A 23876-nucleotide genomic window follows, 5' to 3' on the forward strand; every position below is an offset into this window, starting at 1 on the left:
CATCGGTGCAACTTATCCGGACCGACGGGACATTCGGATAACATCCGCTCCCTTGCGAAGATTGTCGAGGTGCTTGGCCCACGCGTGCATCATCGCCCGCCGCTCCGCCAGATGCGTGGCGTGGTTGTACGCAGCGGCTACTTGGTCGCGCTCTTGATGTGCCAACTGCAACTCGATCAGGTGGTGTGCGTAGCCCTGCTCATGCAGGATGGTGGATGCCATGCCCCTGAATCCGTGCCCCGTCATGCGACCAGCGTAGCCCATGCGTTTAAGGGCAGCCAGGATGGTGTTGTTGGACATGGGGCGCTCGTGATCACGCTCACCTGGAAACAGCAGCGACCTGCCGTTGGACAGGGTTTGCAGAGCCTGCAGGACTTCCACAGCCTGCGGCGCGAGCGGCACGATATGAGGCGTACGCATCTTCATGCGAGCAGCGGGAATCCGCCACTCACCTGCACTGAGGTCGAATTCTTCCCAGCGAGCGCCGATGAGCTCACCCGTGCGCACAAACGTGTATGCCATCAGTTTCATGGCTAGCCGCGTATAGGCGCTGCCCTGGTAGGCCTCGATCTTGCGAAGCAAGTCAGGTGCTTCCTTGGCGTCCAGTCGGGCGTAGTTTTCCTTTCGACGCGGCCTGAGGGCGTCCGAAGGTTTCACGTCGGCGGACGGATTGCGTTCGATCACGCCGTGGGCCACCGCAAACCGCAGGATCTGCCCGCAGGTCTGCAATGCCCGCTTGGCGATGTCCAGCGCACCACGCGACTCGATGCGCTTGGCCATGGCCAGCAGTTGGGGAGCGGTGATGCTGGAAATCGGTCGCGGGCCCAGGGCAGGGAACACGTCAGCTTCCAGGCGACGTATCACATAGTCCGAATGGCGTGGGCTGCGCGGCCCTCTCCAGTGTTCCCACCATTGCCGGGCCACCTTCTCGAAAGTCGTCGCGTCCAGCAGGGATCGCGTCAGCTTGGCCACTTTCTTGATCTGTCCAGGGTCCCCGCCCACGGCCAGATCGGCTTTGGCCTTGTCGCGCTTCCTGCGCGCCTCAGCCAGCGAAACCGCGGGGAACACCCCGAGTGCCAGCCGTTTCTCCTTGCCGGCGTGGCGGTACTTCATTCGCCAGTACTTGCCGCCGGTCGCAGTGACTTCCAGGTACATGCCTTGACCATCGGCCAGTCGGACATAGGGCTTACCGGGTGGGCAAGTGACCCGGTCACACTCGATTTTGGTCAGGGGCATGGGGGCATATTTGCTGGAAGATCGGAAGAACCCGATTTATGCCCCCAAATATGCCCCCGGAAGGGGTGGGCTGTAAATGGACTTCGTGGGACGTCCAGAAACAAAAAAGCCCCGCAGTGCAGGGCTTCCAGGGGGTTTTCGGGATCTTTTGGGACGTCCTGAAACCAATCTTTGGCGGAGAAGGAGGGATTCGAACCCTCGGTACAGTTGAAACTGTACGCCGGATTTCGAATCCGGCCTGTAAGGGATTCGTGATTGTTGACAGATGTTGAAATAGTCTTTAAAAATCAACTATCTATATGACTTTTCCCATGCGAATGCGTTGACAAAGATACCCTTCTTTATCAAAAAATCTCTTACATTAGCCGTTACATCGTGTGATGTAAGAGAAGGGCAGCATGGCAAAAATCAACTTCACAGCCGGCCGCGTGGCCGGGTTCAAGTGTCCCCAAGGCAAGACACAGGCGTTCATGTGGGACAGCGACACGCAAGGCTTGGGGGTTCGAGTCACACCCGCAGGGAAACCGGCCTACATCTTCCAACGTCAACACGATGGCGCCACAAGGCGTGTGACCATCGGCGGGTGCGATTCTTGGTCAGTTCTCGATGCTCGCGAAAAGGCACGCGAACTGCAGCGGGAGATTGACAGCGGGCGGGACCCTGCTGGTGTGAAGCGTGCGGCCAAAGCAGCGGAGAGGGCCGATAAGCTGAGCAAGGCAGCCGAACGCGCCAAGCGTGAAACCACGGGGCTGGACGCATGGGCCGAATACGTCAAAGAAGGGCGGAAGGTGGGCTTCACCAAACGTGGCCCATGGAGCGCCCGACATGTCGCAGACCACGACACCATGGTGGCCGCTGGTGGCGTGGCTTACAAGCGGAAGAGCGAAGGCGTGACGCAACCGGGGCCGCTCTATGCGCTGCTGTCCGGCCCGCTGGTCGATGTGACTTCCTCCAACGTGGCGCAGTGGCTTAAAGATGAAAGCGCCATGCGGCCAGCGCGCGCCGCCCTCGCATTTCGCCTGCTGCGTGGTTTTCTGAACTGGTGCGGAGAGCACCCGAAATACGGGACCATCGCACACGCCGACGCCCATAAACCAAAGGACGTGCGCCGTCTCATTCGAAAGCAGGTTCCCAAGGATGATGTGCTGCAGCGCGAACACCTGCCCGCATGGTTCGCCGCAGTTCTGGCCGATGGCAACCCCCATGCACGCGCCTACCTGCTCGCGCTGCTGTTGACCGGGGCGCGGAAAAACGAACTGTCGGGTCTGGCTTGGGTGGATGTCGATTTTCGATTCGGCGGCAGCATGACCATCCGTGACAAGGTGGAGGGCCTGCGCGTGATCCCATGCCCGGCTTACCTTGCGCACATCCTGGCGCAACTGCCCAGGCGCGGTCCATGGGTGTTCGGCCCCGATGGCGCAGTGCCCAACGTGGGGCACACCGCCGCCTACAACCACCGCAAGGCCCTTGCCGTTGGTGGCCTGCCCCATGTGTCACTGCATGGTCTGCGGCGCTCGTTTGGATCGCTTGCGGAATGGGTGGAGTGCCCGGCCGGTGTGGTGGCCCAACTCATGGGGCACAAGCCCAGCGCCACGGCCGAGAAGCACTATCGCAACCGACCGATTGACCTGCTGAGGGTCTGGCACGAAAAAATCGTGTCCTGGATGCTAGAGCAAGCCGGGATCAAGTTCGACCCCAAGACCGTTGCTGCTGGTGGGCTGCAGTTGGTCGCTTGACGAGGCCGCCCGACGGATGCGAAGCGGTCCCGCAGGCCGTGGTCATTTCTCCCTGTCTTTTGACTGCTGATTCGATACCGTTAGTAAAAAAATCGATCAAAAGTGCTGGAATAATGCACTTTTTAGCACCGCAGGAGTGCCGCAGAGCTGTTTTCGAGTTAGTCGACACCATACCGTTCAATGCACCGCAGTTGACGGGGCAAAGGAACTGATGATGACCACTGCAGCACCACCCCGCGCCCGTTTGAGCGACGTGACCGCCGACATCCTATCGACTAAGGATGCCGCCTACTACCTGAACCGACGACCCCAGACGCTCCGACTTTGGGCGTGCGGACAACGTCCTGCGCCAATTACCGCCCGCAGGGTCAACGGAAGGCTTGCCTGGCCTGTAGCTGAGATTCGCGCACTGGTGGGCGCAGCATGAGCAGCACGCCCACTGTACAGGCGATGGACACAGCATCGCCCTGGTATGCCGATGCGCAGCGGGCAGGTGCGGACCTGCGCACCCTGATCGACGGTGATGCGGTACTGACTACGCGCTACCGCTTGGGCGATGACCTGCGCCATCTGGCGAGCCTGTACACGCCCGACACCCTGGCCGTCTGTGTGGTCGCTCTGCAATGGGTATGCGCATCGGCTACGGGTTGATCACCAGTAGCTGCGCTGTCTCCCGCAGCCGGTCTTGAAGAGACCGGCACATCAAAAAAAAGCCCGCTCTCACAGAGCGGGCACAGATTCAAAGCTGAAAATGAATGCTATTTCAATCTCCCCAGATTGGCAATCGTCGGTCCCTGCCTGGCTGTTCGACTTGGTTCCGCAAGGGCAGGACGTCCATGAAGTTCTGAGCGCGGGGAGAACCATCCCGGGCACAAAGACCACCGTGTTCGTTCTGGCATCGCCTGTGTTTGCTCGCCTGTCCCGGGCTCAACACGATGGCACCGGCCCGACTGCCGAGGTAACCCGCCTTACGTTCGAAGGAACCGGCTTTCACATCAAGGTGAGGTGCCCTTTCTGCGGCGCCGATCATCACCACGGTGGTGGCGCGCATGTCTTGCCCACTTTTGGTCACAGGGTCGCAGACTGTGGTCTCGGTTCGTATTCATTGTTGGTGGGAGCACGTTCATGAGCCCCGCCGTTACCCCGATCACGTGGACAGTGTTCCCCGACGTGAACGCGAAACAGGTAATGGCGCACGCTGGCACGTGGGCCGATCTGTGCGAGTTGCTGACGAACCCGCCAGAGTACAGCATCAAGAAAGACATGCCGCTGTTCAAGTGCGCGACGTTCGGAGACCAGCGCTCGGACAAGGGCTCACTGCGCAGCGATGAAAACATGCGTGCGGTGTACGCCGTCGAAGGGGACTATGACAGCGAGTTGGTGACCATCGATGAAGCGGCCGTGCTGGCGCGCGCTGCAGGTATCGATGCCATGTTTTACACGACCGCCAGCAACACGCCCGCCGCGCCGCGCTGGCGTGTCCTGGCACCCCTGTCGGCACCTTGTGAGCCCAGCGCCCGCCGGCACCACGTGGGCGTGCTGAATGCGGCGCTGGGGGGAGTGCTGGCGACTGAATCATTCAGGCCGTCGCAATCGTTCTATTTCGGCCGCCTTGCCGGGGCTAAATATCGTTCTGTGCATGTCGCCGGAGAACCTGTGGACCTGGCCGGGCTGTTCATTGAACCGGTGTTCCCAGTCATGGCCGAACGCCGCACCGAGGCATTGCCGACCGAGCCCATGACCCAGGCCGAAATGCACGACTTCACCGAGCGCCTGCAGACTGCGGGGGCTGAATATTTCGGCGATGGGTCATACCTTCAGCGATACCTGCCGCTGTTGATGTGCAGCCTGCATGCCGAGAAATGCGGTCATCCGATCGCCCGGGACATCTTCGAATCCAAAGTGTTGGAGTTCGGCACGCTGCGCAAGCAAAAAGAGTGGGCGCGCAAGTGGGACAGAGAGACACCACACGCGCACTGGCGAACGGTGTTCACCCTGGTGCCCGAACCCGCCAACACTGCGGACGGTTTCACCGACGTGGACCTGTACGCAGACCTGATGCGAGACCTGCGCGACATGGAAGCCGAGCGCATCGCCTCGGAGTGGGCGCCACGCGCTGCGGGGTTGACCGAGACCGAGGGTCGGGCGGTGCTGGAAGAGGTGCACCGCCGTACAGGTCAAGGCTTGCGCGTGCTGGGCACCGAACTGAGAGAGGCTAGACAGCACCATGCCGCCATGCTGCTGCAGTCAAGCGCATGCGGCAGACGGACCATCCGACACCGGCCTGAGATGTCCGCGACACAGGCCCAAGAGGTGGCCGGTTTGATCCGCGCACGGGACCCGCTTGGGCTTGTGCGCCACGCCGGCCGCCCCGTCCGCATCGCCTCTGTGACCCCGCTCTACAGCCACGGTGCCACGGGCGATGAAGCCCCCGAACAGGTGCTGGTGTCTGCGCACTCCCGCCCGACGCTGGTGGCCGCTGCTGAGGCTGTTGCACTGTTCACGGTGACTGCGAAAGGTGGACCACGGCATATCGGCATCCCCCATGCCGTGATTGATCACCTGATCACCTGCGACGCCGGCCTGGTGCCCGATATCAATGGTGTCGTTTCCTGGCCCCTGGTGACGGGGGCGGGTGAAGTGCTCGCGACGAACGGACTGCATCAAGGCACGGGCCTTGTGGTGCATGGGTGTCCCCAAGGCGTTGCACTGCATGCCTACAGCAAGGCCGAAGCTGTGGCCGCACTCGCGTGGTTGCGCCTGCACTACCTGGACGGGTTCGAGTTCGCCAGCCCCCTGGATGCCGACGCTGCGCTGGCCGGCCTGTTCACGGCAGTGCAGCGCCCGGTACTGGATATGGCGCCGGCCCTTGCGATCCTGGCCGCTGCGCAATCGAGCGGTAAGACCACGCTCGCGCGCCGGCAGCATCTGGTTTTGACCGGGCGTGACGCGCCACTGACAAACCTGCCGCTCGGGAATGATGAAGAGCTAGAAAAGCGACTGCTGGCGCTGCTGCTGACCGCGCCCGCTCAGATCACCTTCGACAACGTGCCCGACGGTATGGCGCTGTCGCTGGGTCCGCTGAACGCCATGCTCACAGCGCCCGTGCTGGAGGGCCGGATTTTGGGCGCCACCCAGATCGCGCGCGCGAGCACCGCGAGTGCTGTCGTGATCACAGGCAACAACCTGCGCTTGGGTGCCGACGAAACCAGCCGGACGCTGATAACGCGCCTGGCACCGGCCGCCGTCCGACCCGAGGCGCGTCAGTTCGCAAACGCCGACGTCGTGAGCCACGCCCAGGGTATCCGGTGGCAGGTGCTGACCCATGTGGTCGGCATCGTCGCCGGGTACCTGCGCAGCGGGGCTACCTGTCCGACCCGCACACGATTCGCGCGCTGGGACGTGGCCGTGCGCCAGTCGCTGCTGTGGGCTGGTGGCTGCGATGTTGCCGAAGTGTTCGAGCAGAACGCCGACAACGCCGAACACCTGGCCGCGCTGCGCTGTTTGCTGCGCTGCCTGCACACGGAATTCAAGGACGCGAAGTTTTCAGCGCGTGAGGTCATCGACCGCCTGGTTATCAGTGGGACCGACTTGACCGACGCGCTGGAGGCGCTGAAGTGTCGCAACCCACATCAAAGCCGATCTCTCGGGCGTTTGCTTGCAGCGCAGACCGACCGCCCGGCCATGGTCGATGGGCAGGCGCTGAAGCTGCAGGGTTCACCAAACCGTGACGGCGTGACCCTGTACCGCGTGGCGTCTGCGTAGGTGCGGGGTTTGCTGGGTCAAAAAGGGCTGCTTTCACCTGCTACTGCATAGAAACACTTTTTTAAAAATTCATTTTTGCCAAGCCATAGGTGAACCACCCCCCTAAAACCCCGCAAACCCCGCATCTGCAGATTTCTGCAAAGTTCTTTTGTTCTCTCCACCAAACCACAGAAAGGGTTTAACCATGCCGCCCGTTGTAGATACTCTGATCAAGCCGTTGAAATGGACCATCCAGCTTGACGAAAACCCGATTGCCTATCGCGACGTCACGCCGGGTACGCGCCCAGCGTTGCGGGCCAAACTGCGCCACGCAACAACCCGACTGCAAAGACTGCAGGATGAACTGAGCGCGAAAGAAGCTGAAAGGGACGTGGTCAAGGCCCGACGTGATGCCCTGAACGCCGAACGTGCCGAGGCGACCGCAACGAGTGACGACGACATCACGGCCGTGGCTAGGGGCACAGCATCCGTCAGTGACGTGGCTATGAAGCAAGCTCGTGTGTCTGTTGTCGAGGCCGCACTGCCCAAGGTAGCCCAAGAGCTGAGGAACCTGCAGTCGGATGTCACCGATGCCAGTTCCCTGGTAAACGACGCATCTGCCGAGGTGCGCGCACTCGAAGCTGATCAGGTCCTTTTGGACTTGACCGCAGCCCTGGCGCCTTTTTCTGAAACTCTGAAAAAGTATTTCGATATCTCAGGTGATGCCGCTTTGCTGTTGCTCCCTGCTGAGCCTCGCGAAGATACTGACGGCTGACGACGCATTGCAGGTGCCAGTGCCAGTGCTGGTGCTGGTGCTGGTGCTGGTGCTGGTGCTGGTGCTGGTGCTGGTGCTGGTGCTGGTGCTGGTGCAGCAATGCGTGCGATGGACTATGCAGAACGGCCCTATCAGCGCGCATTGAAGCAACGTCTAAGATTCTGACCATGAACATCACCTGCCCAAAATGTGGTTATCTTCGACAGCCCACCGACCGCGCGCCTGACTATGAATGCCCAAAGTGCGGAATCATCTACGCGAAATTTGACAAAGCCGCGCACGAGAGGTCGCTTGTCTTGCGCAAGGCCGCGCAGGAGAGGGAGCTTGCCATGCGCCAGGCCGAGCAGGAGAGGGAGCTTGCAACCCGCAAAGCCGAGCAGGCGAAGGAGCTTGTCACACACGCCCGTAGCACAGGTGACTGGTCTGCATTTCCCCGAGACCAGATTCCTTCGGATTGCATCGGTCAGGCCGCAAGGAACTTACCGATAACAACTGCGCACCATATTCCTGGGCACGAGATCGTAAAGTTGATTGATGTGGTCTCTGCTGAGTGCGTATTTGGTGTCAACCTCATCAAGGAGCTTTTCGCTGGGGTGACAGACTTTGTAGGAGGGCGCAGTGTCACCATTCAAAACACGTTGCGGGACGCAAAGCGTGTGGTCATGGCGCAACTGAAGGAAGAGGCATTTGTGTTGGGTGCAGATGGCCTAATAGCGGTCAACCTGACTTACAGCGAGCTAGCAGGAGCCGGGAAGACGATGTTGATGGTGGTTGCGACAGGGACAGCGGTGACCTTGGCAGTTGTCGGGGAACCCCCACTGGGTTAAGTCCCACTGCAAGACAGCGGGGACCCTGGCACCTCGTCCAAGCCACGCGGGGACGGAGAGGCGCAGTGATCACGCAATTTCAAATTATGAAACTTGAATCTAGCATGCAAAGTTTCGCAGGTTGCTTATTTGCACCCGCCCAGCTGTCGGCACTCTGTACGCAAGGCTGCAGCGTCCTCGCGTAGTTCGCGGTTTCTTGTGTCGCAGGTTGTGGCCAGTGCAGTCATTTCACCGGAAATGGAGCCTTCCCATGTCGCACCGGCCAAGTTGTTGTTTGCCTGTTGCTTCTTGAGCTGCAGCGCTTTCAAGTCGCGCGCGCACTGCTCGCGGCTTCTGTATATCGCTGCTTCGGCATCGGGTACGAGTCTGACCACCAACTCTTTCAAACGTCGCTCTTGCTGACTGGCGGCCACCTGTTCTTCAATGCGCTGAGCCTCGGTTTTTCGCCCCGGAGCGGGTGCGCCTTCTGCAGCAGTGACCGGTTCAATAGCCCTCGCGCGACCCGATGCCGGCCGCACAGTGAGGGCCTCGCCCTTGCCCGCGCAGGGCGCATCTTGAAAGGTGACGGAACCGTCAGGCTGGGTGCATTTGTTGATGGCCCACGCAGGGGCGGCAAATGCTGCACCTGCGATGGCGCAGGCGAGCACAACAGTGAAGCGGGTTTCCATGAATCCTCCTGTCCGCACTTTCGACTTGATCGTCGTTTATGACCGCATTTTGCAGCACGCTCAACGAGTTCACCGAATACGCGAAGAACACGACCGATCTAGCGCTCGCCGCGCAGTTGAAAGGGCAGGAGAGGGGCGCGCGCATAGAGCGTGCTTTCATGGCGTAGTGACCACGCCGGGAAATGCTCTTACATGCGCCGTTACATCGCATTTGGACCCAAAAACAAAAAACCCTGACTGCTACAAAAAAGTGAGCATCAGGGCCTTGTCTGTGGCGGAGAAGGAGGGATTCGAACCCTCGGTACAGTTGAAACTGTACGCCGGATTTCGAATCCGGTGCATTCGACCACTCTGCCACCTCTCCGCGTCGAAGCCTTGTATTCTAGCAGGAGACAGGCACTGCTTTTTACAGGCCCTCCGGTGTGACAATGGCTCACCGTCTGTTCGTGGTTATTCATGCTTGTCGATACCCAGCCCGCAACCCACCTGCATCTGCCGGCCTCGCCCGAGGTGATAGACCAGTGGGTGAACGCCCAGCTGATCGGTGTCCTGATGGACAACATGGTTCCATCGCTGCTGGCTGCGACACTGGCGCTGCCGGTGCTGGTGTTCATGATGGCTGGTGAGGTGGACCTGGCCTCCTTGCTGATCTGGACGTGCCTTTTGGTGACTGTGCTGGTCTACCGCTACCGTCTGATCGGGATTTACCAGTTGCGCTACGACAGTTCCGAGGGGCCGCAGCGCATGGCGTTTGCAGACCGCTACCAGTGGACCTGGAGTGCCGTGGGCTTCCTTTGGGGTGGTGGGGTGCTGTTGAGCTACCTGCAAGCCAGTACCGCGACGCAGTTTGTCTGCGGCATCGTGGTGCTTGGGCAGGGGCTGCTCACCTTGACGGCTTTCAGTGCCTATTTGCCGGTCTTCCGGCGGTATGTGCATGCCCTTGTGATATCGGTCTTGCTGGGCCTCACCCTCAACACCTTGCGCGCACCAGACGCAACGTCTGTGATGGAACAAAGCCTCGCTTTGATGGCCCTGTTGATGGTGTTCTGGTGGCTTTTGCTGGTGGCGGGGAAGCGCCTGCATCAGATCTACCGCGCCAGTTTTGAACTCCAGTTCTCCAACCAGGAACTGATCGATTCGCTGACCCAGCAGACGCGGGCCTCGATCCGGGCTGTGGCGACCAAAAACCGGTTTCTGGCGTCGGCTGCTCACGATCTCCGTCAGCCGGTGCATGCCCTGAGTCTGTATGCCGACTGGCTGGCCACCGAGCCGGAGATGGCGCGCGATATATCGCCGCGGATCCTGCAATCGACCCGGGCCATCAACGAGCTGTTTGACTCCCTGTTTGACCTGACGCGCATCGATGCGGGCAATTACAAGGTGCGCTTGCAGAACGTGGACGTGCTGCAACTCTTCGCCGAGCTGACCACGCAGTTTGAGCCCGTTGCGGTCGGTAAGTCACTCAAGTTCAAGACGTATGCCCAACCCGCGACGATATGGGCCGATCCGGTGGTGTTGCGCCGGATTCTGGGCAACCTGCTGTCCAATGCGTTTCGTCACACACAGCGAGGTGGCGTCTTGCTGGGTCTGAGGCGGCGGGAGGAGATGCTGGTTTTTGAAGTCTGGGACACCGGCGTGGGCATTGCGCGCGAACACCAGCAGGCGATATTTCAGGAGTTCTTCAGGGTGTCGCAGCACCAGGGGACCGAAGACAGTCTGGGTCTGGGTCTGACCATCGTTTCCAAACTGGCCACGCTCATGGGCTATCAGTTGGCGCTGTCTTCACAGGCGGATCGGGGCAGCGTATTCCGCGTGCTGCTGCCCGCGTACACACAGAAAGCAGCGGTGGAGGCCACGCCAGATACCTTGATGCCGCGCTCGGCTGCAAGTGCTGGCGGCTGAAGCAGGCTGATCAGTCTGCTCCCGGGGAGCACACGGGCAAAGCTCAGAGGTCGAGCAAGCCGGCGGTGCGCGCCAGATGGCTGGCTTGGGATCGGCTCTTGACATTGAGGCGCCGGAACAGGCGCCACAGGTGCACTTTGACGGTGTGTTCGCTGATCTGCAGTTGTTCGGCAATGTCGCGGTTGGAGAGGCCGCGGTCCAGCATGACGAGCAGCTGTTTTTGTCGCTTGGACAACTTTTCAGGGATGGTCGGTGCGTTTTCGTCTTCTGGCTCTTCGGCCAGGAATTCGCGCAGCACCTTGCCGATCTGGGCGGCACCGGCCGATTTTTCGACGTAGGCGTCGGCACCTGCTTCCCTGGCCAGGTCTTCGTAGTCAGAGGCCGGCGATGCAGACAGCACGATCAGTGACGTGTCGGGGAGCATTTGGCGCACCTCGCGCACGCCAGAGACGCCATGGGTGTCGGGTAACTTCAGGTCGAGGCAGACCAGCTCAGGTTCCCCGTGCTCAGCAATGGCCTTGCTCACAGTCGCCAGGCGTTCCAGTTCGATCACCTGGGTGGAGGACCGAAGACGACGCAGAAGCATGACGACGGCTTCGCGCATCAGCGGATGATCGTCAATGACAAAGATACTCATGGGGGGATGTGCTGTTAAGTTATGTATTCAGAGTGACAGCATATCGGCATTGGCAGCTTTTGGCGATAGCAATAAGGGCATGTTTGTACACCTTGTTTTTAGTTTTTGATGCCCGTGTTCCATGAAGTTGGGAACTCGGTAAACACCAGCGGTGTGCTGCCTTGATGAGGCGGTGTCTCGTCGACGTCCATCCCGGAAACCGATTGTCGCAGGTTCGGGAATGCGAAACCTTCGCTGCTGCATCAGTCGGCTGGCGCTGCAAAACACCCGAGGGCTTGTGCCAGTACCTGCGGATCGGCCGAAACGATCAGCTGGCTTTGCAGGTCGGCGATGGCATCCGTACCTTGTTGCTGCAAACGGGCGACTGTGCCTGCTGCTTCCCGCGGCGACGCAAAGCCGGTGCTTTGCAGCAGCAGGTGGCCTTGCGCGTCGAGCAGCTTGAAGTAGAACAGGCCGTCTTTTTCGCGGTATTGCTTGAAGCTGGGCGCGGCCGCCCGGGTGGCCTTGGACGCCTTGGCGGGGGTTGGCTGGCTGTCCAGCGGGCGAAGTCCGACGGCGTGGCGCAGCCGCGCGGTGAACGGCGTGGCGAGGACGCGCGCTTTTTTTGCACCCGCTTGCAGGGTGCGCTCGATCTGCGCCGGGTCCTGGATCAGTTCGTCGTAGACCGCGCGCATGGGGGCGATCTCGGCGTCCAGGCGTTCAAAAAGCAACTGCTTGGCATCCCCCCAGGCGATGCCGTCGGCGTAGGCCCTGGCCAGCCCGGCGGTTTCTTCGGCGCTGGCGAAGGCCTGGTAGAGCTGGAACAGGGCCGAACCTTCGGGGTCCTTGGGTTCACCGGGCGCGCGCGAGTCGGTGACGATGCCCATGATGAGCTTGCGCAGTTGTTCCTTGGGCGCGAACAGCGGAATCGTGTTGTCGTAGCTCTTGCTCATCTTGCGGCCGTCCAGCCCGGGCAGGGTGGCCACGTGGTCTTCGATCGCAGCCTCGGGCAGGGTGAAGTGTTCACCGTAGAGGTGGTTGAAGCTCGACGCGATGTCGCGCGCCATCTCGATGTGCTGGATCTGGTCACGCCCCACCGGCACCTGGTGGGCGTTGAACATCAGGATGTCGGCCGCCATCAGCACCGGGTACATGAAGAGGCCCGCGGTCACGCCGTTGTCGGGTTCGTCGCCGCTGGCGGTGTTCTTGTCGACCGAGGCCTTGTAGGCATGGGCCCGGTTGAGCAGGCCCTTGCCGGTCACGCAGGTGAGCAGCCAGGTGAGTTCGGGGATTTCGGGGATGTCGGACTGGCGGTAGAAGGTGACCTTCTCCGGGTCCAGGCCGCAGGCCAGCCAGGTGGCGGCGATTTCCAGCGTGGAGCGTTGCACGCGCGCCGGGTCACCGACCTTGATCAGGGCGTGGTAGTCGGCCAGGAAATAGAAGCTCTCGACCGAGGCCAGGCGGCTGGCGCGCACCGTGGGGCGGACAGCGCCCACGTAGTTGCCCAGATGCGGTGTGCCCGAAGTGGTGATGCCGGTGAGGACGCGTTGGTGGCTCATGAACAGGGATATCTGAAATTAAAACAGCAGAAAGCGCAGCGGCGTCAGCAGCAACTCGATCGCGCCACCGGTGAGCATCATCAGCGGTCGCAGCCAGAGGTTGCCCACGACGCCGGTAATGACCAGGGCCATCACGATGAAGAAACCCCAGGGTTCGACGCGCGAGACCGGGTAGGCCAGGTGGTTGGGCAGCAGGCCCACCAGAATGCGCCCGCCGTCCAGTGGCGGCAACGGAAACAGGTTGAAGGCAAACATCACCAGGTTCACCAGCACGCCGGCGCGGCACATGTCCAGGAAGAAGCGTTCTTCCACCCCGGCGGCCACCAGCAGGTACAGGCCCACGGTCCACATCACCGCCTGTACCAGGTTGGCGCCCGGGCCGGCCAGGGCGACCCAGACCATGTCGCGTTTCGGGTTGCGCAGGCGCCCGAAATTCACCGGGACGGGTTTGGCGTAACCGAACAGGAAGGCGCCGGAGGTGGCGAAGTACAGCAGCAGCGGCATGGCGATCGTGCCGACCGGGTCGATGTGCTTGAGCGGGTTGAGCGTGATGCGGCCCAGCATGTGCGCGGTGTTGTCGCCAAAGTGCCGTGCTGCGTATCCGTGAGCGGCTTCGTGCACCGTGATGGCGAACAGCACCGGAATGGCGTAGAGGGCTACGGTTTGAATGATCTGGGCGAAATCCATGAGGGGCGGCGGGCGGGCAAAGGGCTATTGTCCCAGAAGGGGTGGCGCACCCGCAGGCGCTTGCCGTCCGGGTACCGGCATCGGGCTCACAAGCCCAGCGTGGACAGCGAGCCTCGGCCCTCTCGAACCAGCTCGGGTTCGCCACCCGACCCCATGGGGGTGAGGTCGACGACGGTGGTGGCTTCGAGCGGACAGGCGCCGGCATCGATGACGCCAGCGAGATCGTGTTCGAAGCGTTCGCGGATGTCCTGCGCATCGTTGAGGGGATGCACCTCGCCGGGCGGGATCAGCGTGGTGGCCAGCAGGGGGCCGTTGTGCAGGTCCAGCAAGGCCAGCAGGGCGTTGTGGTCCGGTACCCGCAGGCCGATCGTCTTGCGCGAGGGGTGGCTCAGGCGGCGCGGCACCTCCTTGCTGGCTTCGAGGATGAAGGTGTAGGGGCCCGGCGTGGCCTGCTTGAGCAGGCGGTACTGGCGGTTGTCCACCTTGGCGTAGCTGGCGAGCTCGCTCAGGTCGCGGCAAAGCAGGGTGAGGTGGTGTTTGTCGTCGACCTGGCGGATGCGGCGCAGCCGGTCGGCCGCAGCCTTGTCGTCAATGTGGCAGACCAGCGCGTAGCTGGAGTCGGTGGGCACTGCCAGCACGCCGCCCCGTTCGAGCAGCTGCACCGCCTGCTTGAGCAGCCGGGGTTGCGGGTTCTCGGGATGGACTTCGAAGTACTGGGACATGGTGCGTATTGTGCGCGGCCCGTGGGCATAGCCAAGGCGCCGCTGGTTCAGGCCTCGGGTGGTTCCACGGGCAGGCGGTGTTCGCGCGCGGTGATCCAGCTGGCGGTTGCGCCGCAGACCACGATGAGCACGATGCCGGTCAGTTCCAGTTGCCCCGGAATGTGGTTGAACACCAGCCAGCCGCACAACATGGCAAAACCGATCTGGGTGTACAGGTAAGGCGTGAGTGTGGACGCTGGCGCGCGCGCGAACGCGAGGATGAGCAGGAAGTGGCCGACCGTGCCCATGAGGCCCACCAGGCAGAGCAGGGCGAAAGTGCGGGAGTCCGGGATGGTTTGCCAGACCAGGGGCAGGATCGCGCTGGCCACCAGCGCGCCCACCCAGCCGGTGTAGAAGTGCATGGTCATCGGGTCTTCGGTGCGTGCCATCTGGCTGGTGAGGATCTGGAACCAGGCGTAGGTGACCACCATCAGCAACGGCAACAGGCTGGCCCAGCCGATCACGTCACCACCCGGCTGGACCACCAGCAGGGCGCCCACGAAACCGCCACCCACCAGGGCCCAGCGCATCGGAGCGACGCGCTCTTTCAGGAACAGCGCCGCCAGCAGGGTGACCACCAGCGGCGTGGTCATGACAAAGGCGGTGAATTCGCCTACGGGCATGTATTGCACGCTGATGAACGACAGCACGCTCACCATCAGCAGCAGGCAGCCACGCAGCACCTGGAAGCGCGGGTGCCGGGTGGCCAGCAGGCTGCGTCCGCGCATGGGGAGCATGACGGTGCTGACGGCCACGGCCTGGAACACGTAGCGGAACCACACCGCCACCAGGATGGGCACGAAGGCACCGACGTACTTGACCGCGGTGTCCAGCACCGCGAAGCAGGCCACCGCCATCACCAGGAACGTGATGCCCAGCGCGGCCTGTGCACCGGGTCGGGCAACGGCGGCGCTCATCAGTGGAAACGCGCTGCGAGCGGCTCCCACACCGGTGTGACGCTGCCCGGCAGGTCGGGCAGCTTGCCCAGATCGGTGTGGCTTTCGGTCGGGCTGTGGAAGTCGCTGCCGCGTGAGGCGAGCAGGTCGAACTCGCTGCAGAACCCGGCGTATTTCACGTAGTCGGCCTGGCCGTGGGCACCGGTGACCACCTCCACGCCCTGGCCACCGTGGGCCTTGAATTCGGTGAAGAGCGCGTACTCTTCGTTGGCGGTGAGGTTGTAACGGCCGGGGTGGGCGATCACCGCCAGACCACCGGCGCCGGTGATCCAGCTCAGGGCGTTGCGCAGCGACGCCCAGCGGTGAGGCACGAAACCAGGTTTGCCCTCAGCCAGGTATTTCCGGAACACGGCATTGGTATCGGTGCTGTAGCCCGCCTCCACGATGTAGCGCGCGAAGTGCGAACGCGAGATCAGCTCCGGGTTGCCGACGTATTTGAGTGCGCCTTCGTAGACCCCCGGGATGCCCACGCGCGCCAGGTCGTCGCTCATCGCGCGGGCGCGTTGCTCGCGCCCGCCACGGGTCTGGCGCAGGCCCTCGACCAGGGCCGGATCGGTGTGGTCGAAACCCAGGCCGATGATGTGCACCGTGGCGCTGGCGAAGGTGATGGAGATTTCCACGCCGGTGAGATAGGGCAGACCGGCCTGGCGGGCCGCAGCGATGGCGCGCTCCTGACCACCGATCTCGTCGTGGTCGGTGAGCGACCACAAGGCCACGCCGTTGGCTTTGGCGCGAGGCGCCAGCTCCTCGGGAGTGAGGGTGCCGTCAGAGACGACGGAATGGCAATGGAGATCGGCGTTGAGGATGTGGGTCACCATTTCATTTTAGGTTTGACGGGTTCAACGCGCTGACGCCAAGACCAAAACCTTTGCCGACGGGCGTGACTCCCGCCGAGAACACCGCGGAACTGGCTCCGCCAGGCCGCAGGTGTTGCCCCCTGGGGGGTGACGCCGCAGGCGGCGCGGGGGGAGCCGATCTGTCGCGGGGGGCTATCCAGTGTTCCGCAGCCCGGCCGCGATGCCGTTGATCGAGATGTGGATGCCGCGGCGCACCTTTTCGTCGCGGTCAGCGTGGTTTTCACCCGCCCGGTAGCGGCGCACCAGCTCGACCTGCAGGTGGTGCAGCGGGTCGATGTAGGGGAAGCGGTGGCGCATGGAGCGCTGCAGTGCGGCGTTGTTGACCAGGCGCTGCTTCTCGCCCGTGATCAGCGCCAGCGCATCGGCCGTGCGGTGCCATTCGGCTTCAATGGCGGTGAACACCTTGGTGCGCAGGCGCTTGTCTTCGACCAGCTCGGCATAGCGCGTGGCGAGCGCGAGATCGCTCTTGGCCATGACCATGTCCATGTTGGACAGCAGGGTGCTGAAGAAGGGCCACTGTTTCACCATCTTCTGCAGCTGCGCCTTTTGCTTCGCCACGCCCTTGGGACCTTCCTTGTGCAGGAAGGTGTGCACCGCCGAGCCGAAGCCGTACCAGCCCGGCAGCGTCAGGCGGCACTGGCCCCAGCTGAAACCCCAGGGGATGGCGCGCAGGTCTTCGATCTTCTGCGTGGCCTTGCGCGAAGCCGGACGCGAACCGATGTTGAGTTCGGCGATTTCGCGGATCGGTGTGGCGGCGAAGAAATACTCCGCAAAGCGCGGGGTGTCGTAGACCAGGGCGCGGTAGGCGGCCATGCTCGCCGTGGAGAGCTCGGCCGCGGTGTCGAGGAAGGCTTTGGGGGCGTTGCGCGTGGCCTGCAGCAGGGTGGCCTCCAGCGTGGCAGCGACCAGGGTTTCCAGGTTGCGCCGGCCGATCTCGGGGTTGGCGTATTTGGAGCCGATCACCTCGCCCTGTTCGGTCAGGCGGATCTGGCCGCGCACGGTGCCCGGTGGCTGGGCGAGGATGGCCTGGTAGCTCGGACCGCCGCCACGGCCCACCGTGCCACCGCGTCCGTGGAACATGCGCAGCCGGATCGTTTTCTCGTGGCCCTTGTTGAGCGAATCGAACAGCTCCACGAGCGCGATCTCGGCGCGGTACAGCTCCCAGTTGCTGGTGAAGATGCCGCCGTCCTTGTTGCTGTCCGAGTAGCCGAGCATGATGTCCTGCTCGCAGTAGCCGTCGTGCATCCCGCGGTGCACCATGGCGCGCACGCCGGGCAGGGCGTAGTAGTCGCGCATGATGGGCGCGGCGTTGCGCAGGTCTTCTATGGTCTCGAACAGCGGCACCACGATCAGGTCGGCCACCGCGTCTTCGGCGAGCAGGCCGCGCACCAGGCCCGCTTCCTTCTGCAGCAGCAGCACTTCGAGCAGGTCGCTCACGGTTTCGGTGTGGCTGATGATGGCGTGGCGGATGGCCTGGGCGCCGAAGCGTTCGCGGCCGCTGCGCGCGGTGTCGAAGATGGCCAGCTCGTCCAGGGTGTGGGCCGAGTAGGGCGTGCCGGGCACGCGCAGGGGCCGCGCGTCGTTCAGCTGGCGCAGCAGCACCGCGCGTTTGCCCATTTCGTCGAGCGCGCTGTAGTCGGCCTCGATGCGCGCCGTGGCCAGCAACTCGGCCACCACTTCCTCGTGTTTGTCGGAGCTCTGGCGCAGGTCGATGGTCGCCAGGTGAAAGCCGAACACCTGCACCGCGCGGATCAAAGGGCGCAGGCGGGAGCGGGTGAGCGCGGCGCCGTGGTTCGCCACCAGCGAGGCTTCGATGGTGCGCAGATCGGCCAGCAGTTCGGCGGCGCTGGGGTAAGCGTCTTGCGGCGCGACCGCGTGACGCGCGGCTTCTCCGCCGGTCAGCGCGGTCAGCGTGGCGGCCAGGCGCGCGTACATGCCGGTCAGGGCTCGGCGGTAGGGTTCGTCCTGGCGGTGGGCATTGGTGTCGGGCGAACGTTCGGCCAGGGCTTGCATGGCCGGGCTCACGCTCGCCAGCATGGCCGACACCGACAGCTCGGCTCCCAGGTGGTGGAGTTGAGTGAGGTGGTGGCGCAGCACCAGGTCGGCCTGGCTGTGCAGGGCCAGCTCCAGGGTTTTCGCGGTCACGTTGGGGTTGCCGTCGCGGTCGCCGCCGATCCACTGGCCCATGCGCAGGAAGGGCGCCACGTCCTGGTCTTCCAGGCCTTCTTCGAGGTCGCGGTAGATGCGCGGGATCTCCGACAGGAAGGTGGCCTGGTAGTAGCTCAGCGCGTTCTCGATTTCGTCGGCCACGGTGAGCTTGGTGAAACGCAGCAGGCGCGTTTGCCATAGCTGGGTCACGCGGGCGCGCAGCTGCGCTTCGAAGTCGGCGTGGTCGCTCGGCAGCAACTGCTCGCGTTCGGCCAGCAGGTGGGCGATGGCGCGTTCGGCGTCCAGAATGCTCTTGCGCTGCACCTCGGTGGGGTGCGCGGTGAGCACGGGCGAGATGTGGGCCGCAGCGAGCGTGCGCACCACTTCGGACGGCGCGATGCCGGCCTTTTTCAGGCGCTGCAGCGTCATGGCCAGGCTGCCCTCCTGCAGATCGCCGGCGCGGTCGTGCACCGCGCGACGGCGGATGTGGTGGCGGTCTTCGGCCAGGTTGGCCAGGTGGCTGAAGTAGGTGAAGGCGCGGATCACGCTCACCGTCTGCTGGCCCGAGAGACCCTTGAGCAGTTTCTTCAGCGCCTTGTCGGCGTCCTGGTCGGCGTGGCGGCGGAAGGCCACCGAAAGCTGGCGGATCTGCTCGATCAGGTCGTAGGCAGCCTGGCCCTCCTGCTCGCGGATCACGTCACCCAGCACCCGGCCCAGCAGGCGGATGTCGTCGATCAGTGGCTGGTCCTTGTCGGAGCCGGATATGGTGCGTCCGGCACCAGAGCGGTTGGACGGGGCGGCGGATCGGGCGGGCGTTCGGCTCATGGTGGGCAAGGGTGGCTCTGGGGCTTGGGTTGCTGATTTTTTGGGCAGGGGTCATGCTAGCATCCAAAGTTGCCTTTCCCGTTACCAAGCGGGTACGAAAACGCTCCCGACATCGGTTGGGGGCTGATCTTTTTTTGAACCTTCATCGTGGCCATTTCAAACCCAACCTCCGCGCTGTCCATCACCATCGCGACGCGTGAAAGCCGTCTGGCGCTGTGGCAGGCCGAACACGTCAAGGCCCTGTTGCAAGACTTGGGCCACCGTGTCGAGTTGCTGGGCATGACGACCCTGGGCGACCAGATCCTGGACCGCAGCCTCTCCAAGGTGGGCGGCAAGGGTCTTTTCGTGAAAGAGCTGGAAGTCGCGCTCGAAGAAGGCCGCGCCGACATCGCCGTGCACTCGCTCAAGGATGTGCCCATGGACCTGCCAACGGGGTTTGCACTGGCCTGCGTGATGGAGCGCGAAGACCCGCGTGACGCCTGGGTGTCGCCCGCCTGCGCGACGCTGGCCGAGCTGCCCGCGGGCGCCGTCGTTGGCACTTCCAGCCTGCGCCGGCTGGTGCTGCTGCGCGCCGCGCTGGATGCGCTGGGCCGCAGCGACGTGCGCATCGAGCCGCTGCGGGGCAATCTGGACACGCGACTGCGCAAACTGGACGAGGGCCAGTACCACGCAATCGTGCTGGCGTCTGCGGGCCTGAAGCGGCTGGGTCTGGGTGCGCGTATCCGGCACATCTTTGAACCCGCTGAATCCTTGCCTGCTGCGGGCCAGGGGGCGCTGGGCATTGAAGTCCGCGCCGATCGCAGCGACCTCGTTGAGGCCCTGAAGCCCCTGGTGCACATGCCCACCTGGTTGCGGGTGGCGGCCGAGCGCACGGTGTCGCGCGCCATGGGCGGCAGCTGCTCCATGCCGCTGGCGGCCTACGCCGACTGGACCGACGGCGATGCCGGTCACCTGGTGCTGCGTGCCGCTTGGGGGGACCCGGAAGGTGCTCTGGCACTGGTGCAGGTGAGTGACCAGGCCGAAGTCCAGACGCTGCAGCAGGCCGAAGCCCTGGGGCAGCGCGTGGCGCAGGCGCTGCGCGCTGCCGGCGCCCAGCCGCCAGCGGCAGGGGCTTGACGCCTTGACCGACCTGCCCGAGCCAGCGCCTGTGTTGAGACCGATGGAGCGGCTCATCGTCACCCGTCCCGCAGCCGAGGCGGCGAGCTGGGTGCAGGCCCTGCAGGCGCAGGGCTGGCCGGCCCAGGCGCTGCCCTTGATCGACATTTCGGAACCGCAAGACACAGCCACATTGGCTTCGCTGCGGTACTGGCGCGCCCACTGGCTGGACATGGATGCGTTGCTTTTTGTGAGCGGGGCCGCTGTCAGCCATTTTTTTGCGCAGGATGTGCGAGCTCCCACGCGGCCTGATGGGGGCACACGGTTCTGGGCACCCGGTCCGGGCACGGTGCGGGCACTGGCCCAGGCGCTGACCGGTCTGGGGTTGAACGCAGCGCGCATCGATGCCCCACCCCCTGATGCCGGGCAGTTCGATTCCGAAGCGCTGTGGCCGATGGTGGCGTCGCAGGTGCGAGCGGGCCAGCGCATCCTGGTGGTGCGTGGTGCTTCGCCCGGGATGGCCGCTGCGCCGGAGCCGGATCTACCGCAACGCCAGCACGCTGGCAACGGTCGCGACTGGCTGATCCAGCAATGCGAAGCCGCAGGAGCCAGCGTTGAGAGTTGCGTGGCCTACGAGCGGTCGGCCCCCCGGTGGACGGCCGGGCATGCGGCGGTGGCCCGTGCCGCGGCCTCGGCCGGCAGCGCCTGGCTGTTCAGCAGTTCGGAAGCCGTGCACCATCTGACGAGCGCCACACCACACACCGATTGGTCGTCCGCCTGTGCCATCGCCACCCATCCCCGCATCGCTGCCAGCGCGAAGGCCGCCGGTTTTGGCCGCGTGATCGAAACCCGGCCCGCCTTGCCAGACGTGTTGCGGGCCCTAGAATCGAACTGGAGCCCCACATGAGCCCAGATACCCCCGACATTCCCCCAAGCCCAGTGAAAGAAGCGTCCGCAGCGGCGGTGGGGGGGCTGCGCCCGTGGTTGCGCCACCGGTGGTGAAAGCCCGCCATCCGGTGTCGTGGATGTCGATGCTGGCGCTCGTGGTGGCCGCGATCTCGCTGGTGCTGGCCGGCCTGATCTGGCAAAAGCTCGGGTTCACGCAGCAGGAGCTGGCAAGGCGCAGTCAGGACAGCACGGTGCAGGCGGTGGAGGTGCGCACCGTGGCGAAACAGGCGGAGGCCCTCACGCAGGAACTGCAGGCGCGCCTGGCGGTGGCCGAGATCAAATTGTCCGAGGTGACCCTGCAGCGCAGCCAGCTCGAAGAACTCATGCTCGCGCTGTCGCGTTCGCGCGATGACAACCTGGTGCAGGACATTGAATCCGCCCTGCGACTCGCGTTGCAGCAGACCCAGCTCACGGGCAGCGTGCAGCCCCTGGTGTCGGCGCTGCAGGCCGCTGATCAGCGCATCGCGAGGGCTGCTCAGCCACGCCTGAATCCGGTGCAACGGGCCATCCAGCGCGATATCGAACGTATTCAGGGCGCCGCGCTGACCGATGTGCCCACGCTGGTGTTGCGGGTGGATGAGCTGGCCCGTCAGGTGGACGATTGGCCCGTGCAGAACGATGTCGGTGTGAAGACGGCCAGCACCATTTCCCGTCGGGCGGATGTGGCAGCGTCTGGCAAAGCTGCTGTGCAGCCGCCCGCTGCGAAAGCGGGTGCACCGGATTTGGCGGAACCGGCACCCTCTCTGCCTGCGCAGGAAACCGGCTGGTCGCGTGTTTCCATGGCCTGGTCTTCGTTCTGGCAGCGTGTCTGGACCGATGTGACCCGAAGCGGTCGCGAACTGGTGCGCGTCAGCCGCATCGACAGGCCCGAAGCCGCGCTGCTCGCCCCCGAGCAGGCTTTCTTCCTGCGGGAAAACATCAAGCTCCGGCTGCTCAATGCACGGCTTGGTTTGCTGAGCCGTCAGCTCAATGCCGTTGAGGCCGATCTGAAATCCACCGAGCTGGCGCTGGGTCGGTACTTCGACACCACGGCGCCCCAGGTGATGGCGGCGCAGAAGACGCTGGGGCAATTGCGGACCGAGCTGTCGACGGCGGACTTGCCGCGACCTGACGAAAGCCTCGCGGCGCTTGCCGCCGCCGCGGGAGGCCGGTGATGGTCGATCACAAACAGGGTGGCGCCATGCGCAGCGTGTTCTGGTTGCTGGGACTCGGTGCGCTGGCGGTGGCCCTGGCTTTGCTGGTGGGGCACAACCTGGCCATGGTCACGCTGTTCTGGCCGCCGTACCGCTTTGACGTGTCGTTCAACTTTGTGGTGTTCTGCCTGATCGCCGGCTTTGCGCTGGTCTACTTCGCGCTCAGGGCCATCGTCGTGCTGCGCGAATTGCCGGCGCAGGCCCAGCGCTGGCGGGCGCAGCAGGTGGAGCGTGCGGCCGTCGGATCGGTGCTGGACGCTCTGTCCTACCAGCTGTCGGGCCGTTTTGTGCGTGCGCAGGCCGCCGGACTGGCTGCGCTGGAGCAGCTCAATGCCTTGCCGTCGGCCCAGTGGCCCCGGCGGCACCAACTGCTGTTGCTGGCCCACCTGCTGGTCGCCGAGAGTGCGCAGTCGCTGCAAAACCGCAAGTCCAGGGACGAACACCTGCAGGCGGCACTGCATCCCAGGCTTGCCAGGAGCGCACCCGAAGCCCACGAAGGCGCGTTGCTGCGCGCGGTTCGCTGGGCGGTCGAAGACCGTGACGCCGACGCCGCACGAAGCCGCCTGGCTGAACTGCCGCAAGGTGCGGCGCGTCGCATCCAGGCGCTGCGTCTGAAGTTGCGCATTGCCCGCCTTGGTGGGGCCACCAGTGAAGCGCTGGAAACGGCCCGGGTGCTGGCCAAGCACCGCGCGTTTTCCCCGGATGCTTCGCGCAGCATCGTGCGCGGGCTGGCGCTCGATGCCTTGGGCGAATCGCACGATCTCTCGCAGCTGCAAGCGCTCTGGAGCCGTCTGGATGCCAACGAGCGCGCCATGCCCGAGCTGGCTCTGGCGGCCGCCCAGCGCGCCAACCATTTGGGCATGCAACCTGGCGAACCGGAGGACGAGAACCAGGCGTTCACCACCGCGCTGGTGCTCAGCTGGCTGGAGCCGGTGTGGAACAAGTTCGCCGAGCTGGATGCCGCGCAGCAGCGCCAGCTGGTGCGCACGATGGAGCCCGGACTGGCCCAGCTCGATGGCACCTGGCTCGCACGACTGGAGCAGGCACAGCGCCAGCAACCCAACAACGCTTACCTCCAGTACCTGACCGGTCAGGCTTTCATGCAGCGCCAGCTCTGGGGCAAGGCTGCACAGTTGCTCGGGCAGGCCAGCCACAGCCTGACCGAGCCTTCCCTGCTGCGGCGAACCTGGCGCTCGCTTGCGGCCCTGGCCGAAGAACGGGGCGATGCCGTGGCCGCCCAGTCGGCCTGGAAAAAGGCAGCCCTGCTGGACTGAGTCTCTGGCCGGTTGCCCGGTGGTGGTGCTATCCCGGTTGACAGAGGTTGATGGGCGTGCCCCGCAGTA

21 protein-coding genes and 2 tRNA genes are annotated in these 23876 nt (G+C 64.0%); 11 read left to right on the forward strand and 12 right to left on the reverse strand.

Annotated features, from left to right (window positions below):
• Positions 1-12 precede the first annotated feature (12 nt).
• Together AC0GNO_RS04010 and AC0GNO_RS04015 are read right to left on the reverse strand one after the other, a co-directional pair.
• A complete protein-coding gene (locus AC0GNO_RS04010) occupies positions 13-1236 on the reverse strand; it encodes a tyrosine-type recombinase/integrase (protein WP_472903040.1) in 1224 nt (407 codons plus the stop codon).
• 172 nt (positions 1237-1408) lie between these two features.
• Positions 1409-1546: transfer RNA gene (locus AC0GNO_RS04015), tRNA-OTHER, on the reverse strand.
• A gap of 88 nt (positions 1547-1634) precedes the next feature.
• On the opposite strand from AC0GNO_RS04015, the gene AC0GNO_RS04020 reads away from it, so the two are divergent.
• Together AC0GNO_RS04020 and AC0GNO_RS04025 are read left to right on the forward strand one after the other, a co-directional pair.
• A complete protein-coding gene (locus AC0GNO_RS04020) occupies positions 1635-2972 on the forward strand; it encodes an integrase arm-type DNA-binding domain-containing protein (RefSeq protein WP_472903041.1) in 1338 nt (445 codons plus the stop codon).
• Positions 2973-3395: 423 nt separating this feature from the next.
• On the forward strand, positions 3396-3623 hold the full coding sequence (locus AC0GNO_RS04025; RefSeq protein WP_472903042.1) for a hypothetical protein: 228 nt from the start codon (positions 3396-3398) through the stop codon (positions 3621-3623).
• 112 nt (positions 3624-3735) lie between these two features.
• On the opposite strand, the gene AC0GNO_RS04030 is transcribed toward AC0GNO_RS04025, so the two are convergent.
• Positions 3736-4023, reverse strand: a complete 288-nt coding sequence (locus AC0GNO_RS04030; protein ID WP_472903043.1) for a hypothetical protein — start codon at positions 4021-4023, stop codon at positions 3736-3738.
• A 74-nt stretch (positions 4024-4097) separates the two neighbouring features.
• Between AC0GNO_RS04030 and AC0GNO_RS04035 the strand changes: the two genes are divergently transcribed.
• The 4 genes from AC0GNO_RS04035 (at position 4098) to AC0GNO_RS04050 (ending at position 8318) form a co-directional block, all read left to right on the forward strand.
• On the forward strand, positions 4098-6737 hold the full coding sequence (locus AC0GNO_RS04035) for a hypothetical protein (protein ID WP_472903044.1): 2640 nt from the start codon (positions 4098-4100) through the stop codon (positions 6735-6737).
• A 184-nt stretch (positions 6738-6921) separates the two neighbouring features.
• Positions 6922-7491 (forward strand): hypothetical protein, encoded by a 570-nt coding sequence (locus AC0GNO_RS04040; RefSeq protein WP_472903045.1) that lies wholly within the window; start codon positions 6922-6924, stop codon positions 7489-7491.
• 13 nt (positions 7492-7504) lie between these two features.
• Entirely contained in the window at positions 7505-7636 is a 132-nt protein-coding gene (locus AC0GNO_RS04045; RefSeq protein WP_472903046.1) for a hypothetical protein, read from the forward strand.
• Positions 7637-7658: 22 nt separating this feature from the next.
• Positions 7659-8318: a YbjQ family protein gene (locus AC0GNO_RS04050; RefSeq protein WP_472903047.1), complete on the forward strand. Its 660-nt coding sequence runs from the start codon at positions 7659-7661 to the stop codon at positions 8316-8318.
• A gap of 125 nt (positions 8319-8443) precedes the next feature.
• Here AC0GNO_RS04050 and AC0GNO_RS04055 read toward each other — a convergent pair whose 3' ends face one another.
• Together AC0GNO_RS04055 and AC0GNO_RS04060 are read right to left on the reverse strand one after the other, a co-directional pair.
• Complete coding sequence (locus AC0GNO_RS04055) at positions 8444-8986, reverse strand: hypothetical protein (protein ID WP_472903048.1); 543 nt, start codon at positions 8984-8986, stop codon at positions 8444-8446.
• Positions 8987-9258: 272 nt separating this feature from the next.
• Positions 9259-9350, reverse strand: a tRNA-Ser gene (locus tag AC0GNO_RS04060).
• A 92-nt stretch (positions 9351-9442) separates the two neighbouring features.
• On the opposite strand from AC0GNO_RS04060, the gene AC0GNO_RS04065 reads away from it, so the two are divergent.
• Positions 9443-10888, forward strand: coding sequence for a sensor histidine kinase (locus AC0GNO_RS04065; protein WP_472903049.1), 1446 nt, complete (start codon positions 9443-9445; stop codon positions 10886-10888).
• Between the two features lie 43 nt (positions 10889-10931).
• Here AC0GNO_RS04065 and AC0GNO_RS04070 read toward each other — a convergent pair whose 3' ends face one another.
• From AC0GNO_RS04070 to ppc, 7 genes are all read right to left on the reverse strand, one after another.
• Positions 10932-11525: a LuxR C-terminal-related transcriptional regulator gene (locus AC0GNO_RS04070; RefSeq protein ID WP_305362950.1), complete on the reverse strand. Its 594-nt coding sequence runs from the start codon at positions 11523-11525 to the stop codon at positions 10932-10934.
• A 242-nt stretch (positions 11526-11767) separates the two neighbouring features.
• Positions 11768-13063 carry a tryptophan--tRNA ligase gene (locus tag AC0GNO_RS04075; RefSeq protein ID WP_472903050.1) on the reverse strand — a complete coding sequence of 432 codons (1296 nt, stop codon included), beginning with the start codon at positions 13061-13063 and terminating at the stop codon, positions 11768-11770.
• An 18-nt stretch (positions 13064-13081) separates the two neighbouring features.
• Positions 13082-13750, reverse strand: coding sequence for a site-2 protease family protein (locus tag AC0GNO_RS04080; protein ID WP_305362949.1), 669 nt, complete (start codon positions 13748-13750; stop codon positions 13082-13084).
• 86 nt (positions 13751-13836) lie between these two features.
• Positions 13837-14472, reverse strand: coding sequence for an L-threonylcarbamoyladenylate synthase (locus tag AC0GNO_RS04085; RefSeq protein ID WP_472890033.1), 636 nt, complete (start codon positions 14470-14472; stop codon positions 13837-13839).
• Between the two features lie 47 nt (positions 14473-14519).
• Positions 14520-15428: a DMT family transporter gene (locus AC0GNO_RS04090; RefSeq protein WP_472890034.1), complete on the reverse strand. Its 909-nt coding sequence runs from the start codon at positions 15426-15428 to the stop codon at positions 14520-14522.
• Positions 15428-16282 (reverse strand): 3',5'-nucleoside bisphosphate phosphatase, encoded by an 855-nt coding sequence (locus AC0GNO_RS04095; protein WP_472903051.1) that lies wholly within the window; start codon positions 16280-16282, stop codon positions 15428-15430. Before AC0GNO_RS04095 ends, AC0GNO_RS04090 begins: the two co-directional genes overlap by 1 nt.
• A 174-nt stretch (positions 16283-16456) precedes the next feature.
• Positions 16457-19297, reverse strand: coding sequence for a phosphoenolpyruvate carboxylase (gene ppc / locus AC0GNO_RS04100; protein ID WP_472903052.1), 2841 nt, complete (start codon positions 19295-19297; stop codon positions 16457-16459).
• A 153-nt stretch (positions 19298-19450) separates the two neighbouring features.
• On the opposite strand from ppc, the gene hemC reads away from it, so the two are divergent.
• The 4 genes from hemC (at position 19451) to AC0GNO_RS04120 (ending at position 23807) form a co-directional block, all read left to right on the forward strand.
• Positions 19451-20413, forward strand: a complete 963-nt coding sequence (hemC, locus tag AC0GNO_RS04105) for a hydroxymethylbilane synthase (protein ID WP_472903426.1) — start codon at positions 19451-19453, stop codon at positions 20411-20413.
• Between the two features lie 4 nt (positions 20414-20417).
• Positions 20418-21299 carry a uroporphyrinogen-III synthase gene (locus AC0GNO_RS04110; protein WP_472903053.1) on the forward strand — a complete coding sequence of 294 codons (882 nt, stop codon included), beginning with the start codon at positions 20418-20420 and terminating at the stop codon, positions 21297-21299.
• Positions 21300-21372: 73 nt separating this feature from the next.
• Positions 21373-22494, forward strand: a complete 1122-nt coding sequence (locus AC0GNO_RS04115; RefSeq protein WP_472903054.1) for a uroporphyrinogen-III C-methyltransferase — start codon at positions 21373-21375, stop codon at positions 22492-22494.
• 26 nt (positions 22495-22520) lie between these two features.
• Complete coding sequence (locus AC0GNO_RS04120) at positions 22521-23807, forward strand: heme biosynthesis HemY N-terminal domain-containing protein (protein WP_472903427.1); 1287 nt, start codon at positions 22521-22523, stop codon at positions 23805-23807.
• Positions 23808-23876 lie beyond the last annotated feature (69 nt).

The sequence above is a fragment of the Hydrogenophaga sp. L310 genome, assembly GCF_055703065.1.